Annotated in this window: 15 protein-coding genes; 6 read left to right on the top strand and 9 right to left on the bottom strand. The window is 58.6% G+C overall.

Annotated features, from left to right (window positions below; all coding sequences use genetic code 11):
* Window positions 1-8: 8 nt before the first annotated feature.
* From AM218_RS03820 to AM218_RS03800, 5 genes are all read right to left on the bottom strand, one after another.
* Window positions 9-2,555 carry a type IA DNA topoisomerase gene (locus AM218_RS03820; protein WP_054412001.1) on the bottom strand — a complete coding sequence of 849 codons (2,547 nt, stop codon included), beginning with the start codon at window positions 2,553-2,555 and terminating at the stop codon, window positions 9-11.
* A 207-nt stretch (window positions 2,556-2,762) separates the two neighbouring features.
* Window positions 2,763-3,302, bottom strand: coding sequence for a DUF1573 domain-containing protein (locus AM218_RS03815; RefSeq protein ID WP_071843687.1), 540 nt, complete (start codon window positions 3,300-3,302; stop codon window positions 2,763-2,765).
* 186 nt (window positions 3,303-3,488) lie between these two features.
* On the bottom strand, window positions 3,489-4,901 hold the full coding sequence (locus AM218_RS03810; protein WP_054411999.1) for an ATP-dependent DNA helicase: 1,413 nt from the start codon (window positions 4,899-4,901) through the stop codon (window positions 3,489-3,491).
* Window positions 4,902-4,925: 24 nt separating this feature from the next.
* Window positions 4,926-5,468 carry a hypothetical protein gene (locus AM218_RS03805; protein ID WP_054411996.1) on the bottom strand — a complete coding sequence of 181 codons (543 nt, stop codon included), beginning with the start codon at window positions 5,466-5,468 and terminating at the stop codon, window positions 4,926-4,928.
* Entirely contained in the window at window positions 5,461-5,922 is a 462-nt protein-coding gene (locus AM218_RS03800; protein WP_054411991.1) for a PaaI family thioesterase, read from the bottom strand. Before AM218_RS03800 ends, AM218_RS03805 begins: the two co-directional genes overlap by 8 nt.
* 100 nt (window positions 5,923-6,022) lie before the next feature.
* Between AM218_RS03800 and AM218_RS03795 the strand changes: the two genes are divergently transcribed.
* The 4 genes from AM218_RS03795 to coaD all read left to right on the top strand — a co-directional run bounded on the left by AM218_RS03795 (window position 6,023) and on the right by coaD (window position 8,770).
* On the top strand, window positions 6,023-6,625 hold the full coding sequence (locus tag AM218_RS03795; RefSeq protein WP_054411990.1) for a DUF4126 domain-containing protein: 603 nt from the start codon (window positions 6,023-6,025) through the stop codon (window positions 6,623-6,625).
* A gap of 15 nt (window positions 6,626-6,640) precedes the next feature.
* Entirely contained in the window at window positions 6,641-7,147 is a 507-nt protein-coding gene (locus tag AM218_RS03790) for an NUDIX domain-containing protein (RefSeq protein WP_054411984.1), read from the top strand.
* Window positions 7,148-7,314: 167 nt separating this feature from the next.
* Window positions 7,315-8,205 carry a DUF3822 family protein gene (locus AM218_RS03785; protein ID WP_054411982.1) on the top strand — a complete coding sequence of 297 codons (891 nt, stop codon included), beginning with the start codon at window positions 7,315-7,317 and terminating at the stop codon, window positions 8,203-8,205.
* An 88-nt stretch (window positions 8,206-8,293) separates the two neighbouring features.
* Window positions 8,294-8,770, top strand: a complete 477-nt coding sequence (gene coaD, locus AM218_RS03780) for a pantetheine-phosphate adenylyltransferase (RefSeq protein ID WP_054415265.1) — start codon at window positions 8,294-8,296, stop codon at window positions 8,768-8,770.
* A 40-nt stretch (window positions 8,771-8,810) separates the two neighbouring features.
* On the opposite strand, the gene AM218_RS03775 is transcribed toward coaD, so the two are convergent.
* Entirely contained in the window at window positions 8,811-9,311 is a 501-nt protein-coding gene (locus tag AM218_RS03775) for a hypothetical protein (RefSeq protein ID WP_054411980.1), read from the bottom strand.
* 16 nt (window positions 9,312-9,327) lie between these two features.
* The gene (locus AM218_RS03770; protein ID WP_054411978.1) at window positions 9,328-10,029 is read right to left on the bottom strand and encodes an NUDIX hydrolase; all 702 of its coding nucleotides are present in this window, start codon (window positions 10,027-10,029) and stop codon (window positions 9,328-9,330) included.
* Window positions 10,030-10,192: 163 nt separating this feature from the next.
* Here AM218_RS03770 and AM218_RS03765 point away from each other — a divergent pair, with 163 nt between their 5' ends.
* Window positions 10,193-10,699 carry a metallophosphoesterase family protein gene (locus AM218_RS03765; protein WP_054411975.1) on the top strand — a complete coding sequence of 169 codons (507 nt, stop codon included), beginning with the start codon at window positions 10,193-10,195 and terminating at the stop codon, window positions 10,697-10,699.
* A gap of 83 nt (window positions 10,700-10,782) precedes the next feature.
* Here AM218_RS03765 and AM218_RS03760 read toward each other — a convergent pair whose 3' ends face one another.
* A complete protein-coding gene (locus AM218_RS03760; protein WP_054411973.1) occupies window positions 10,783-11,079 on the bottom strand; it encodes a hypothetical protein in 297 nt (98 codons plus the stop codon).
* 97 nt (window positions 11,080-11,176) lie between these two features.
* Here AM218_RS03760 and ltaE point away from each other — a divergent pair, with 97 nt between their 5' ends.
* Entirely contained in the window at window positions 11,177-12,196 is a 1,020-nt protein-coding gene (gene ltaE, locus AM218_RS03755; protein WP_054411971.1) for a low-specificity L-threonine aldolase, read from the top strand.
* A gap of 20 nt (window positions 12,197-12,216) precedes the next feature.
* On the opposite strand, the gene nhaA is transcribed toward ltaE, so the two are convergent.
* Window positions 12,217-13,389 (bottom strand): Na+/H+ antiporter NhaA, encoded by a 1,173-nt coding sequence (gene nhaA, locus AM218_RS03750; RefSeq protein ID WP_054411970.1) that lies wholly within the window; start codon window positions 13,387-13,389, stop codon window positions 12,217-12,219.
* Window positions 13,390-13,466: the final 77 nt, after the last annotated feature.

Genomic DNA, 13,466 nt, shown 5'->3' with positions numbered 1-13,466 from the left:
TTGGGTGGTTAGTTTTTCTCGAATACCGGCTCAATACGGCCTTCGGCACCTATTTGTAAAGCCGCCTCATAGCGGTTGCCGGTTTTGGAGGACACGAAACCCCGGATAACGCCGGTTTTGCCCTTGCGCAGCAGCTGGTTCATCTGTACTTCGCTCAGGGTTTTGCCGCCCCACTCAAACGGCACCCGGAACTGACAATCCTCCCGGAAGCGCGAGCAGCCCCAGGCGGCTTTCCCTTTCAGCATCTGGCCCAGGCGGCACACCGGGCACGGAATCTGGCCGGGGTCGGTGGCGGTAGTGGGCTTGCTCTCGGCGGCACGGGCCAGCTCCAAGGTGCGCTGGGGCGTGAGGCGGATGGCAGCGTCGAACTTGTTGCCGGCCTCATCCAGGAAGCCTTTCATCACCTGCGTGCGGCCTTTTTTGAGCAGGTCGCCTACCTGCTTATCGGTTATCTTCTTGCCTTCGAACTCCGTGGGCAGGCGGAACAGGCAGTTTTCGCGGAAGCGGGAGCAGCCAAACGCCGACTTGCCGCGCAGCACGTGGCCGCTGCCGCAGGCCGGGCACGTGCCCAGCGCGCCGGGAATAGCCGGGGTGGCCGCCGCTTTGGCCGGGTTAGCTTTAGCAGCCGCCCCGGCTTTCTGGCCGGTCAGGTCCGCCAGCTCGGCTTTGTGAATACTGATGCCGCGGCCGGAGCCGTCCTGCTTTACTTCCAGCACCATTTCCCGCACCAGGCCTTTCAGCTCGTTCAGGAACAGGTCGGAGTCCAGCTGGCCGCCTTCAATCTGGCGCAGCTTCCGCTCCCACTGCCCCGTCAGCTCCGCCGATTTCAGGGTGGGGTTGCGGATAAGACCGATGAGCTCTACGCCGGTAGCGGTGGGCACAATGCGCTTTTTCTCCCGCACAATATAGCCGCGCTTAAAGAGCGTTTCGATGATGGCCGCACGCGTACTGGGCCGCCCGATGCCGTTTTCCTTCATGGCCTGGCGCAGCTCTTCGTCGTCTACGTTGCGGCCGGCGGTTTCCATGCCGCGCAGCAGCATAGCCTCGGTGTACTCGCGCGGGGGCTGGGTTACTTTCTGGTCGAGGCGGGGTTTGTGCGGGCCGCTTTCGCCTTTCTCAAAGGAGGGCAGCACCGTGTTTACCACGTCATCGTCGCCCTCGGTGGCGGCTTTGGGCGTGGCGGGCGCCTGCTGCTCTTCGGGGTTGCCGTACACAATGCGCCAGCCCGGGTTCAGAATCTGGCGGCCGCGCACCCGGAACGGATAACTGGCCGCTTCCGCCAGCACCGTGGTGTTGGACACTTCGCAATCGGGGTAAAAAGCCGCCAGGAAGCGCCGCACGATAATATCGTACACGCTGGATTCCCAGGTAGACAATCCGCCCGCCCCGGCTCCGGTAGGAATAATGGCGTGGTGGTCGGTTACTTTGTTGTTGTTGAAGACCTTGGTGCTCTTCTTGATTTTGCCTGCCAGCAAGGGCTGCGTGAGGCTGTGGTACGCGCCCAGTCCCTTCAGAATACCCGGGATTTTGGGATACTGGTCATCGGGCAGGAAGGTGGTGTCTACGCGCGGATAGCTGACCACTTTCTTCTCGTAGAGGCTCTGCACGGTTTTTAGCGTGTCCTCGGCCGAAAGTCCCAGCTGGTTGTTGCACTGCACCTGCAGGGAGGTAAGGTCGAAGAGGGAAGGCGGCGTTTCCAGCGCTTTCTTGATTTCAACGCCCGTTACGGTAAGCGGCACATCCTTCACGGCGGCCATAGCCACATCAGCCTCTTCCTGACTTACGAAGTAGCCGCGGGCCTTCAGGCGCGCCTTTTCATCGGGCTCATCGTCCTCGGCCTTGCCTTTTTTAGTGGGCGCAACGTGGCTGAACAGCGTGCCCCGGTACTCGGTGCGCAGCACCCAATACGGCTCGGGCTTGAAGTTGCGGATTTCGTGGTAGCGGTCTACCAGCAGGGCCAGCGTGGGGGTTTGCACCCGCCCAATGCTGAGTACCTGGCGCTGGCCGGGCGCGTACTTCAGCGTGAACAGGCGCGTGGCATTCAGGCCCAGAAGCCAGTCGCCGACGGCGCGGCTTTTGCCGGCCTGGTAGAGCTTATCAAACTCGCTGCCTTCGCGCAGGTTGGCAAAACCCTGACGGATAGCTTCTTCCGTGAGGGACGAAATCCAGAGGCGCTTGAAGGGCTTGCGGTATTTGGCCTCCATTAGCACCCAGCGCTGAATTACCTCCCCTTCCTGGCCGGCGTCGCCGCAGTTTATAACTTCCTCGGCGGAGGCCAGGAGGTTTTTGATGACGTTGAACTGGCGCACCACGCCATCATCGCGGCGCATGAGTTTGATGCCGAACGACTCGGGCAGCATGGGCAAATCGTGGATGCTCCAACGCTTCCACTCGGGGCGGTAGTCCTCGGGCTCGCGCAGCTGGCAGAAGTGCCCGAACGTCCAGGTAACCTGGTAGCCGTTGCCCTCAAAATAGCCATCCATTTTGCGGTTGGCGCCTAATACATGGGCAATTTCGCGGGCTACGCTGGGTTTTTCGGCAATGCAGACTTTCACTGAGGACAGATTCTCGCGGATAATGACACTGGGTTTGCGCAGGCAAGCTCAGTGGGGAATCAACAAAGATAACCGGATAAAAAGTCCGTTTAAAGCTTCTGACTAGCCTGCTTTCCGGCGGCGGCAGGCAGATGCCTGACAACGGGCCACAAACAAAAAAACGGCCCGCTTGTGCGGGCCGCTTTTCCTGAAAACCGCCGAAGCGGCTTAGGATTTCTTCTTGTGCTTGGCTTTGATTTTAGCTTCGCCGAGCTTGGTTTTCTGCTTGGAATCCACGTCAGCGGACGGCGACACGTCGGTCTTGGCCGGGGCGGCCGAGGCCTGTGTCATGCTGGCAGCGTCTTTCACCTCACCTACCAAAGCCACCATGGTGTTGCCGGCCGTGGAGTTAGACTCAATGGTCAGGACTTTGTTCTGCATGCCCATCTTGCCCATGCTGTTGAATTTGGCTGTGATGGTACCGGTTTTGCCGGGCATAATGGGCTCACGCGTCCAGTCGGGAGTGGTGCAGCCGCAGCTTACGCCAATGTTGGAAATAACGAGCGGCGCGGTGCCCGTGTTTTTGAACTTGAAGGTGTGGTCTACGATGTCACCCTGCTTGATAACGCCGAAATCGTATTTCATTTCCTCAAACTGAATCAGCGGGCCGGCCACTTTTTCCTGAGCAGGCGCCGTGGTAGCCGTTTGAGCGTGGGCCGCAAAACCGCCCAGCGTGAGCGACAGAGCCAGAACAAGTACTTTTTTCATGACTGGAGATGGTTAGTGAGGTTGATAATCAAAAATAAGCGTTTTGCCGGGCGGGCCAATTATCCTGCCAGTTTTCCGGCCGTTCGTTATGACTTATAAGTTACTGGTTTGTACGCCGCAATGTATATCGGCAGAGCAGAAAGTACAAGTATCTGCTACCGACAGGCTACCATAGATAACGGCTGCTTACTCGGCCAGCATTTTGGGGTTGAAATTCAGGAGAAACAGCTGCTCCGAAGCCCGGGTAACGGCCGTGTACAGCCAGCGGGCAAACTCGGAATTCACCATATCTTCCTTCAGATATCCGTGGTCTACGAAAACGGCCTGCCACTGGCCGCCCTGCGCCTTGTGGCAGGTAAGCGCATAGGCAAACTTCACCTGTAAGGCATTCAGGAAGGGGTCTTTACGCAGGCCGGCGGCCCGGTCTTTTTTCTTTTCCAGGTGGGCGTAGTCGGCGTTGATGGCCTGGTAGAGGGCGTTGCTACGGTCGGCGGGCAGGGCGGGGCTTTCTGTGTGCAGGGTATCCAGCAGCAGCTTTACTTCAATATCGGGCTCGTCGGGGTAGTCTACCAGGCGCACGCGGGCATCGGCAAAGCGGAAGCCGAATTCCTCGGTGCGCCGGATGATTTTGACCACCTGCACAAAGTCACCGTTGGCCAGAAAGCCAATTTCGGAGTCCTTGGGCAGCCAGAAGTAGTTGTTGCGCACCACCATCAGGTAGTCGCCGGACTCTATTTCATCTTCGGCATCGAAGAGGATGCGGCGGATAAACTGGTTGTACTGGTTGGCGTTCTTGTTGGAACGGCAGATGATGGTGGTGTTTTCGTGCCCGTAGTTCTTGTACGCCCAGCGCAGGCCATCCTCCAGCTTGTCGCCGTTCATCTTAAAGATATCGGGGTAGCCTTTGGTGTGAAACTGAATGTTGGGCTGTTCCTCGCGCAGCTCCTCCCGCAGGGTGGTGGCATTCATCAGAATGCCGGAAGCCTCGGCCTGGCGCATTACCTGGCGCAGCTCCACGGAGTTTACGGTGGCCCGGAAACGGTGCGCCAGCAGCTCAGGGTCGAGGGCCGGGGACAGCAGTTGGCCCACGGGCGGCAGCTGGGCAGTATCGCCAATAAGTAGCAAACGGTTGGTAGGCTTTTCGAACACGTAGCCCATCAAATCATCCAGCAGGCCGTTTTCACCGAAGGCTTTTTCATCCGATATCATGGAGGCTTCGTCCACGATGTAGAGCATATCGGTGGTGCGGTTGGGCTGACGCTGGAAGGAAAGCCGCTCGGAAGGCGTGCCGCTGGTTTGGCGGTATATTTTCTTGTGAATGGTGCTGGCCGCTACCCCGGAGTAGGTGCTCATTACCTTGGCCGCGCGGCCGGTGGGCGCCATAAGGGTATACTTGCGCTGGCGGCTGTAGAGCCACTGCACCAGGGCGCTTACCACGGTGGTTTTGCCGGTACCGGCATAGCCCCGCAGCACAAACACTTTGCGGCCCGGCAGCTCATCGCGCAGAAACTCATCCAGCTGAAAAAACAGCGTGGCCTGGTCCTGCGTGGGCTCGAAGGGGAAAAAGTCGCGGACGGAGGGGGTTCTTACGGAGAGCATAGCGGGGAATTCAATGCAACAAAGTTACGCCGGATTCAGGTCCTTCGCTTGCAAAGGATATTGCCCTGCTGCTACCATGTAAATGTTTTTCTGCCACAACCGAAAGCCTTGCTGCAGAATGCGCTTTAACACTTTAGATTCCTGCCGTTTCCATGGCCACTTTTTCTGTGAAGGCCATGGTCCATAGTAAGCATATAAAGTATCAAAAACACGACTACGAACGGGTGCATGATGATCCCCTATAAATTTTACACCCACGCTTGTACTCAGGTCACTAAATAAATTCCAGGCTAGCAGGCACTCTTTAGGAGGTGATTTAGCTGGGTTTTGCATCCATTGCCACACCGCGTCCAGATTCTGCTTTTCGACCTCACTGTTCTCCAGTTGTACTCCTATTGTTTTAGCTAATTCAATAGCCTCAACAGGGGTTGTGAATAATGGGACAAGTCCATTTATATCAGTCCACAGAAACTCTTTATCAACGGTATCTATCCATAAAGTATATAAATCCTTTTTCTGCCACTGCACCCAGCATATATGAGCGTGCGCCTGACGCTTCCTAGCCATTATTATCCAGCAATACTGGCTCAATAACCGCCATAGTAGCCGTGGCCTTGGCAATCAGCAGGTCATCACACCATACCTCGGCCTCGCAGAAATGCAGGCGGCGGCCGGCTTTCAATACCCAGCCTATGGCGCGCAGCTTCTTGCCCACGCCGGGGTGCAGGTAAGTGGTTTTCAGCTCTACCGTTACCATGCCGTGGTTGTCCGGAATAAGCGTAACGCCGGCAAAACCAGCTGCCAGATCGGCCATGGTGGCGGTGAGGCCGCCGTGCACGAAGCCCTTTTGCTGCTGGTGTTGCAAGGCCAGCGTGAGCTCCGCTTCCACGCGGCCCGGCTCTATGTGGGTGAGGTTGGCCCCAATGAGGTGCATAAAGTGCTGGCGCTCCAGCTTACGGCGGATACGGGTTTCGAGCGACTCATGTGCGGCCGCAACGGGGGAAGTAAGTTCATCAGACATGGCTGCAAAGATACCGCCTGGGGAAGGGGTGCACCAAATGCGGGAGTTGCGTACCTTTTGGCCGCGGCCGCAACCCAGCGGGCTTCAGGCTTTCCCACGTATGCAACCCACCGACTTCCTTATACTTGGTGCCCTGGGGCTGGCCCTGGCGGCCTGCAGCGGGTTTCGGGTGTTTGTGCCGCTGCTGGCGGCCAATGTGGCCTACCTTTCCGGCTACCTCTCCCCTTCTCCGGGGTTTGCCTGGCTGGGCACCTGGGTGGCCTTTGCTGTGCTGGCCACGGCCACGCTGGCCGAGATGCTGGCCTATTACGTGCCCGTGGTCGATAACCTACTGGACACGCTTACCACCCCGGCTTCCTTTATTGCCGGCACGCTCCTGATGACCTCCGCTCTACCCGAAATGAGCCCTATGGTGCGCTGGGGGCTGGGCATATTAGTGGGTGGCGGCGCGGCGGGTCTGGTGCAAACCGGCACCGCGCTTTTGCGGGCCGGCTCTACTGCAACCACGGGCGGGCTCGGTAACCCAGTGCTGGCAACCATTGAAAATATACTGGCGGTGGTGGGCTCCCTGCTGGGGCTTTTACTGCCGCTGATAATGGCCGGGCTGACGTTGGTACTGGTGCTGTATCTTGCGGGCCGTATCCGGCGGCGGGTGCGCCGGCCCTCACCTCCGCAGGCGGCGTCTTCGCCACCGGGCCGCTGATCTGACTATCTCCCTATGACACACTCTCCTACTGATCCTTCTGACTCCTTACTGCAAGCCTATACCGGCCAGGTGCGCGTGCGCGTAGGCGGGCTGCTGGTACAGAAAGGCGCCATTCTGCTGGCCGCGCATCGGGGACTGCTGCCCGACAACGTGCCATTCTGGTCGCCGCCCGGCGGAGGCTGGGAGTTTGGCGAAACCATTAGAGAGTGTCTGCGTCGCGAATTTCAGGAGGAAACCGGCATGCGCGTAGAGGTAGGCCGCTTCCTGCATCTGCACGAGTTTATGGACCAGGACCTGCAGGCGCTGGAGCTATTTTTTGAGGTGAAGCCGCTGGACCCCACGGCCACCCCGCGCCTGGGCTCCGACCCGGAGCACGCAGCCGAAGGGCAGGTGCTCACCAGGCTGGCTTTCTTCACCCCCCGGCAGCTGGTTTCTATGCCTGTATTGCAGGTTCACCCGATCCTGCGCCTCATCCTCAGCCCCGATGACGTGTACATCCCCCTGCAGCTGTTTAAATAGCGGTAGCATCCCGCGCCGTAAAAAAACCAAAGCATTGGGATGTAGAAGAGAGGAAGCCGGCATTAAAACCCGCTTTTTCCGCTTTGCTTCGCTACTATCCTGGCCAAAAGGCCCGCGTCTTTCTGTAACTTTAGGGGTCTGATTTTGCCCTAGTCGTCTATTTGCCTGTGTCTGACTCTGTTTCTGCCCTGCCTGTTCCCGCCCTCTCGGGCATTCTGCCCCGCCTGCGCGACGAAACCCTGGACCCGGACAATCTTACGGCTTATAACCTGTACCTCTCGGTAGGCGCGGCCGGCGTGCGCGTGGGGGTGGCCGATGTGCGCCGCAACAAGTTTGTGGTGCTGGAAGACTACTCCCTGCAGCCCGCTACTTCCCTTTCCGGGCAGCTCCAGAGCCTGGCTGCGCAGCACGATTTAGTGGGCCGCACGGGCTGGAACCGGGTACGGCTCTCCGTACAGAACCGGAGCTTCACGCTGCTGCCCAAGCCCCTGTTCCGGACCGGTGATGAAGCCGCCTATCTGCAGCTGCACCACCACGTAGACCCAGCCCATGAAGTGGTGCGCAGCTACACGCACGCTTCCCTAGAAATGGTGAATGTGTTTGCGGCGGAAAAAGCCCTGACCGAGTGGTTTGAGCGCACCTACCCGGCCGGGCAGCTGCTGCACCAGACCAGCGCCCTGCTGCAGGGGCTGGTTCATCAGAGCGACCGGGGCGCCCCCCGCCGCTGCTACCTCAGCATTGGCCACCAGGAGCTCACCGTGGTAGTTATCCGGGACAAGCGGCCGGAGTTCTGTAACGTGTTCAGCTTCACCACCCCCGAAGACCTGATTTACTACACCATTCTGGTGATGCAGGAGTTGCAGCTAAACCCCGACCAGGATGCAGTGATGGTGTGGGGCGACCTGTTCCACGACTCGGCCTTGTTTACGGTGCTGCGCAAGTATATCCGCAACATCCGCTTCGGCAACCGCCCCTTCGATATCGGCTACAGTTACCGCCTGAACGACGTGTTCGAATACCGGTATTTTGAGTTGTTCAGCCTGCACCTTTGCGAATAGATGAGATAGTGAAGGGGGTAGAATGGCAAGAGTCTTGAAGACCAGCCAGTCCCACAACTCACTATTTCACCATCTCACTACCTCCCCTATTATGCGCATAGCCCTGTTCCCCGGCTCCTTCGACCCTTTTACCAACGGCCACCTGGATGTAGTGCGGCGCGGCACCTCCCTCTTCGATAAAATCATCATCGCCATAGGCAACAACAGCAGTAAAAGCCGCTACCTGCCGGTAGAGCAAATGGCCGCCATGATTTCGGAGGTTTTTGCCGATGAGCCCCAGGTGGAAGTGCAGTCCTACAAAGGTTTAACGGCTGATTTTGCCCGCGAAACCGGGGCGCGGTTCCTGCTGCGCGGGCTGCGCAACACCACCGACTTCGAGTACGAAAACACCATTGCCCAGGCCAACCGGCACGTAAATCCGGCGCTGGAAACCGTGTTTCTGATTACCTCGCCCCCGCTGGCCGCCATCAGCAGCACCATTATCCGGGAGATTCACCGCTTTGGCGGCAACGTAGACGATTTTGTGCCTTTCCGCCTGCCCGCGCACCCCCAGGAGGCTCAATAGCCGCTCGGCCACTGCCTGGGCTTAACAGGCCGCAGAAGCCTTAATTCACCGTCTCCTTCCGCTGACTGGGTACAATGCGTACCCCGCGCACCTTGTTGAGCTGGCCGGGCTCCGGAATGGAGAGAACAATGTAATTGGGAGCCGTGGGGCTGAGGTTGCCCAGTTGCATGAGCTCTTCCTCGTTGGTGCCCATCAGCACAATGTCACTCACCTTGCGGGTGCGGGCATTAAACGTAACAATCAGCGTGGAGCCCTGCCGCCGGAAGGTGTTAATCCAGCCTTCGCCTTTGGTGGCGCGCAGTTGGGCGGCGGTGGGGTCGGCGCCTACCACCTCATCGGCGGCTTCTATGGGCGGGCCCAGTTGGCGACGCAGGTAGTCAATGTTATGCTTCACCAGCTCCGGCAGATTAATAGAAGCGCTCTGCGCGGTTTTTGGCTGCGCTTGCAGCGGTGCTTCCGATTCGGAAGGCGTTTGGGAGCGGGAGCAGGCGGCCAGAAAACCCAGCGTTAACCCGGCCAGCAAGAGAGTAGGTACGCGCATAGCGGGCCGGGCTAACTTATTTAACGGGTTCTTTTACGGGCTCTGCTACACCGGCCACCTCACTCAGGTAGTGGCGCACCACCAGCGCAATGGAGGCATATGTATCGGGCAGCACGGCCAGGGCCTCCTGGGGCGTCATCCAGCGCACTTCCTCAATGTACTCCTCGGCCTGGGGCTTCATTAAGGAGTCATCCAGGCAGCGCATGATGTACCAGTTGGTTTTCTTCAGCATTTTGTTGCCGTTGTAGGCGTACGAATGCCAGGTGCTGGGCAGGGCTTCGCCCAGCTCAATCTTGATGTTGCACTCTTCCTCCACCTCGCGCAGCGAGCCTTCGGCCGGGTCTTCATCCTTTTTCAGCTTGCCTTTGGGCAGGTCCCATTTGCCCAGGCGGTAGATCATCAGCACCAAACCATCTTTCACCACCAGGCCGCCGGCGGCCTTGGCAATGCGGAACTGGTCTTTGAGGTGCAGAATGAGGCGCTTTTTTTTCCGCGCCATCAGGGTGAGAGAAGTCAGTTTCTTCAGCTTTTTCACCTCCATCAGCCGCAGCAAACGGTCGAGGAACGCATCGGTCACGTCGCGCACCAGCACGTCGCCTACCAAGTCTTTGGAGGTAAATTCGTCCTCCGCGTTCAGGATAAGGTCGTAGCGGTGCTTGTACACTTTTTCGCTGGTCTTCTTGATGATCAGCGGAATATCATTGATGAAAACGTTCATCGCGGGGTAATGTGGAGGAGGCAAAAAAATCAACTTGGGCACCAGCGTCCGTTGCAAAACACAACATAAATATCGTGAAACGGAAATACCGCCGGCCGGGCAAGATACGAGTTGTATCGGGTTACGTTGCCCTCAGCACTCAACTAGTGTTTACCTTGCCGGCATGAAAAAAATCGGTCTTCTCTCCGATACCCATAGCTACCTGGACGAGCGAATCCTGTATCATTTGCGGGACTGCGACGAAATCTGGCATGCTGGCGACTTTGGCACGGCCGCCGTGGCCGAGGAGCTAGCTATGGTAGCTCCCCTACGGGGCGTATACGGGAACATTGATGGCCGCGACGTGCGCGTGACCCAGCCCTTGGTGCAGGCCTTTGAAATAGAGGGCCTGAGCGTGCTGATGACGCACATTGGCGGCTACCCCGGGCACTACAGCCCCGCTACCCGCCCCCTGCTGCAACAGCACCGGCCGGGCCTGTTTATCAGCGGGCACTCGCATATTTTGAAGGTGATGCCGGACCCTAAGCTGCAGCTGCTACACCTGAACCCTGGCGCGGCCGGCCGGCATGGCTTTCATAAAGTGCGCACGCTGCTACGTTTTCAGGTAGAGGCCGGCCAGGTGCAGCAGCTGCAGGCTATTGAGCTGGGGCCGCGCACTACGGAGCGGTAACAAACGCAAAAAGCGCCTTTCCCATCCAGGAAAGGCGCTTTTCAACAACTATGTATGCCGACCGACACCGGCGGCGGACTTACTTACAGGGCAATTTCCGGCTTAGGGTGCTCACCTTCCTGACCATCAGCGTTAACTGGCTTGGTCACAGCTTCGGCATCGTCAAATGCTTCGGCGTTGGCTTTTACAGTAGCCTTGGCGGTTTTCTCCGACTTAGCAGCAGCGGGTGCAGCAGCACCGCCAGTGAAGCGGGCCTTCAGCTCTTCGATGTCCACGTTCTTCAGAACGGGCGTGAGGAGCAGTTGCTTAATGATGCGCTGCTTGTTGTTTTGACGGGCAATGTTCTTGCGGTGCTTCCGCTTCAGTCGGGTGACGCTCATATCCGGGTCGGTTAAAGTCGTTTTAGTAAAGGAGGGGCAAAAGTAAGTCTTATTTTTGAATCCCGAAACCTCCATCCTCAACTCATTAGCTCCTTTCATGATTGATTTACGCTCCGATACCGTAACCCGCCCCACGTCAGCCATGCTGGAAGCCATGTTTCAGGCCCGGGTGGGCGATGATGTATATGAAGAAGACCCCACGGTAAAAGCGCTTGAAGAAGCCGCTGCCGCCCGGTTTGGTATGGAGGCCGGTCTGTTCTGCCCTTCCGGCACCATGACCAACCAGATTGCCATTAAAGCTCATACGCAGCCTATGTCGGAGGTTATCTGCGAGCAGACTTCCCATATCTACCTCTGGGAAGTGGGTGGTATTGCTTTTCACTCGGGCGCTTCGGTGGCGCTGCTGCCCGGCAACCGGGGCCGCCTCACGGCCGCGCAGGTAGAAGCCGCCATCCGGCCCGATGATAATGTGCATTATCCCATCACCCAGCTTATTTCCCTGGAAAATACCCACAACCGGGGCGGGGGCAGCTGCTATGCACTCCCCGAAATTGAAGCCATTGCGGAGGTTGCCCGGCGCTACGGCATTCCGCTGCACTTGGACGGAGCCCGTATTTTCAACGCGCTGGTAGCCACCGGGCAGGACGCCCGCGAGTACGGCCTCCTGTTCGATACTATTTCCGTGTGCCTTTCCAAAGGGCTGGGGGCCCCTGTGGGCTCCGTGCTGCTGGGCAGCCGCGCGTTCATTCATAAAACCAAGCGCATTCGCAAGGTGATGGGCGGCGGCATGCGGCAGGCCGGCTACTTGGCGGCCGCGGGCCTGTATGCCCTGGAAAACAACGTAGAGCGCCTCGCCGACGACCACCGCCGGGCCCGGCAGTTGGGCGAAACCCTGGCCGCTCAACCGTACGTGGCCGAGGTGCTGCCTGTAGAAACCAACCTGGTTATTTTCCGGTTGCGGGATGAGCAGCCCGCCGGGGCCTTTCTGGAGTATCTGAAACAGAACGGTATCATAGCCTCTTCCTTCGGTCCGCAGATGATTCGCTTTGTCACCCACCTGGATGTGACGGACGAAATGCTGGCCCGCGTTACGGAGGCCCTGGGCAGCCTGCGCTAAGCCCTGAAAGCTACAGGTGGCTACTGCCGTCCCGATACTAATTCCGGCCCGGCAGTAGCCACTTGCGGGCTCCGCAGCAGAATAAGTGCCCCTATGCTGGCGGCCAGCACGGAGCCGCCCAACACGGCCAGCTTGGCTACGTCTACCAGCTCGGGTTGGCGGAAGGAAAGCGTGGCAATGAAAATGGCCATGGTAAAGCCGATTCCGGCCGTAAAACCCAGCCCCAGCATCTGCAGCCAGCTTACGCCCGTAGGCAAGGCCGCCTGCCCGCTGCGCACCAGCAGCCAGGAGCTCAGCCCGATACCCACCGGCTTGCCAATCACCAGCCCCAGCATAATTCCCAGCCCCAGCGGCGACACCAGCTCGACGCCAACGCCGGCCTTAAGCGTAATGGCCGTATTGCACAGGGCAAAAAGCGGCAGAATGCCGTAGGTAACGGGGTTATGCAGCGCATGATAAAGCCGCCGGATATGATGCGACGGAATAGTAAAAGCCAGCAGTACGCCGGCCACCGTAGCATGCACCCCGGACTTGAGCATGCAGTACCACAGCAGAATACCCAGCACGGCAAAGGCCCAAAGCCAGTCTTTACGCCAGCGCCCCAGCAGATACAGGCCTAACACCAAGCCCGCGGCCCCCAATAAATAGGGCACGTACAGCTTATCAGTATAGAAAACAGCTATAACGATAACGGCCAGCAGGTCATCAATAATGGCCAGCGCCGTGAGAAAAACGCGCAGGCCTGCTGGCACCCGGGAGCCCAGCAGGGCCAGGATACCCAGCGAAAACGCAATATCCGTAGCCGTGGGAATGGCCCAGCCTGTGGCGGCGGGCGTGCCGCGGGTAAAATACCAGTGAATCAGGGCCGGCATGGCGGCTCCACCTATGGCGGCCAGGGCGGGCAGCATGGCCTTGCGGGGCTCCGTCAGCTCCCCATCTACCAGCTCGTGCTTGATTTCTAAGCCTACCAGCAGGAAGAAAACAGCCATCAGGCCATCGTTTATCCAGTGACTGATGGACTTCTGCAGAAAGACCGGGCCTATTTCCTGTTCCCAGAAACCGGTATAGGCCGGGGCCACCGCCGTATTGCTGAGTACCAACGACAGGATGGTAGCCCCAATCAGGAGTAAGCCGGCCAGGCGGCCACCTTCTGCCAGCGCCTCTAGTGGAATACCACGCGTAAAAAACTTCATGAGCGCAAATTACTACACCTGCCATAAACCCGGTCGGTGGCCCGCAGGAAAGGCAGCAAGGCCCTACCGGGTGTGGT

Source organism: Hymenobacter sp. DG25A (genome assembly GCF_001280305.1).
Taxonomy (GTDB): domain Bacteria; phylum Bacteroidota; class Bacteroidia; order Cytophagales; family Hymenobacteraceae; genus Hymenobacter.
Note: the sequence above shows the minus strand (reverse complement) of the source record. Positions and strands in the feature narration are given on the sequence as shown.

Bases quoted from the DNA above. Each gene is read 5' to 3' on its own strand.
- AM218_RS03815 (WP_071843687.1), bottom strand. From the start codon at position 3,302: ATGAAAAAAGTACTTGTTCTGGCTCTGTCGCTCACGCTGGGCGGTTTT.
- AM218_RS03810 (WP_054411999.1), bottom strand. From the start codon at position 4,901: ATGCTCTCCGTAAGAACCCCCTCCGTCCGCGACTTTTTCCCCTTCGAG.
- AM218_RS03805 (WP_054411996.1), bottom strand. From the start codon at position 5,468: ATGGCTAGGAAGCGTCAGGCGCACGCTCATATATGCTGGGTGCAGTGG.
- AM218_RS03800 (WP_054411991.1), bottom strand. From the start codon at position 5,922: ATGTCTGATGAACTTACTTCCCCCGTTGCGGCCGCACATGAGTCGCTC.
- AM218_RS03795 (WP_054411990.1), top strand. From the start codon at position 6,023: ATGCAACCCACCGACTTCCTTATACTTGGTGCCCTGGGGCTGGCCCTG.
- AM218_RS03790 (WP_054411984.1), top strand. From the start codon at position 6,641: ATGACACACTCTCCTACTGATCCTTCTGACTCCTTACTGCAAGCCTAT.
- AM218_RS03775 (WP_054411980.1), bottom strand. From the start codon at position 9,311: ATGCGCGTACCTACTCTCTTGCTGGCCGGGTTAACGCTGGGTTTTCTG.
- AM218_RS03770 (WP_054411978.1), bottom strand. From the start codon at position 10,029: ATGAACGTTTTCATCAATGATATTCCGCTGATCATCAAGAAGACCAGC.
- AM218_RS03765 (WP_054411975.1), top strand. From the start codon at position 10,193: ATGAAAAAAATCGGTCTTCTCTCCGATACCCATAGCTACCTGGACGAG.
- AM218_RS03760 (WP_054411973.1), bottom strand. From the start codon at position 11,079: ATGAGCGTCACCCGACTGAAGCGGAAGCACCGCAAGAACATTGCCCGT.
- ltaE (WP_054411971.1), top strand. From the start codon at position 11,177: ATGATTGATTTACGCTCCGATACCGTAACCCGCCCCACGTCAGCCATG.
- nhaA (WP_054411970.1), bottom strand. From the start codon at position 13,389: ATGAAGTTTTTTACGCGTGGTATTCCACTAGAGGCGCTGGCAGAAGGT.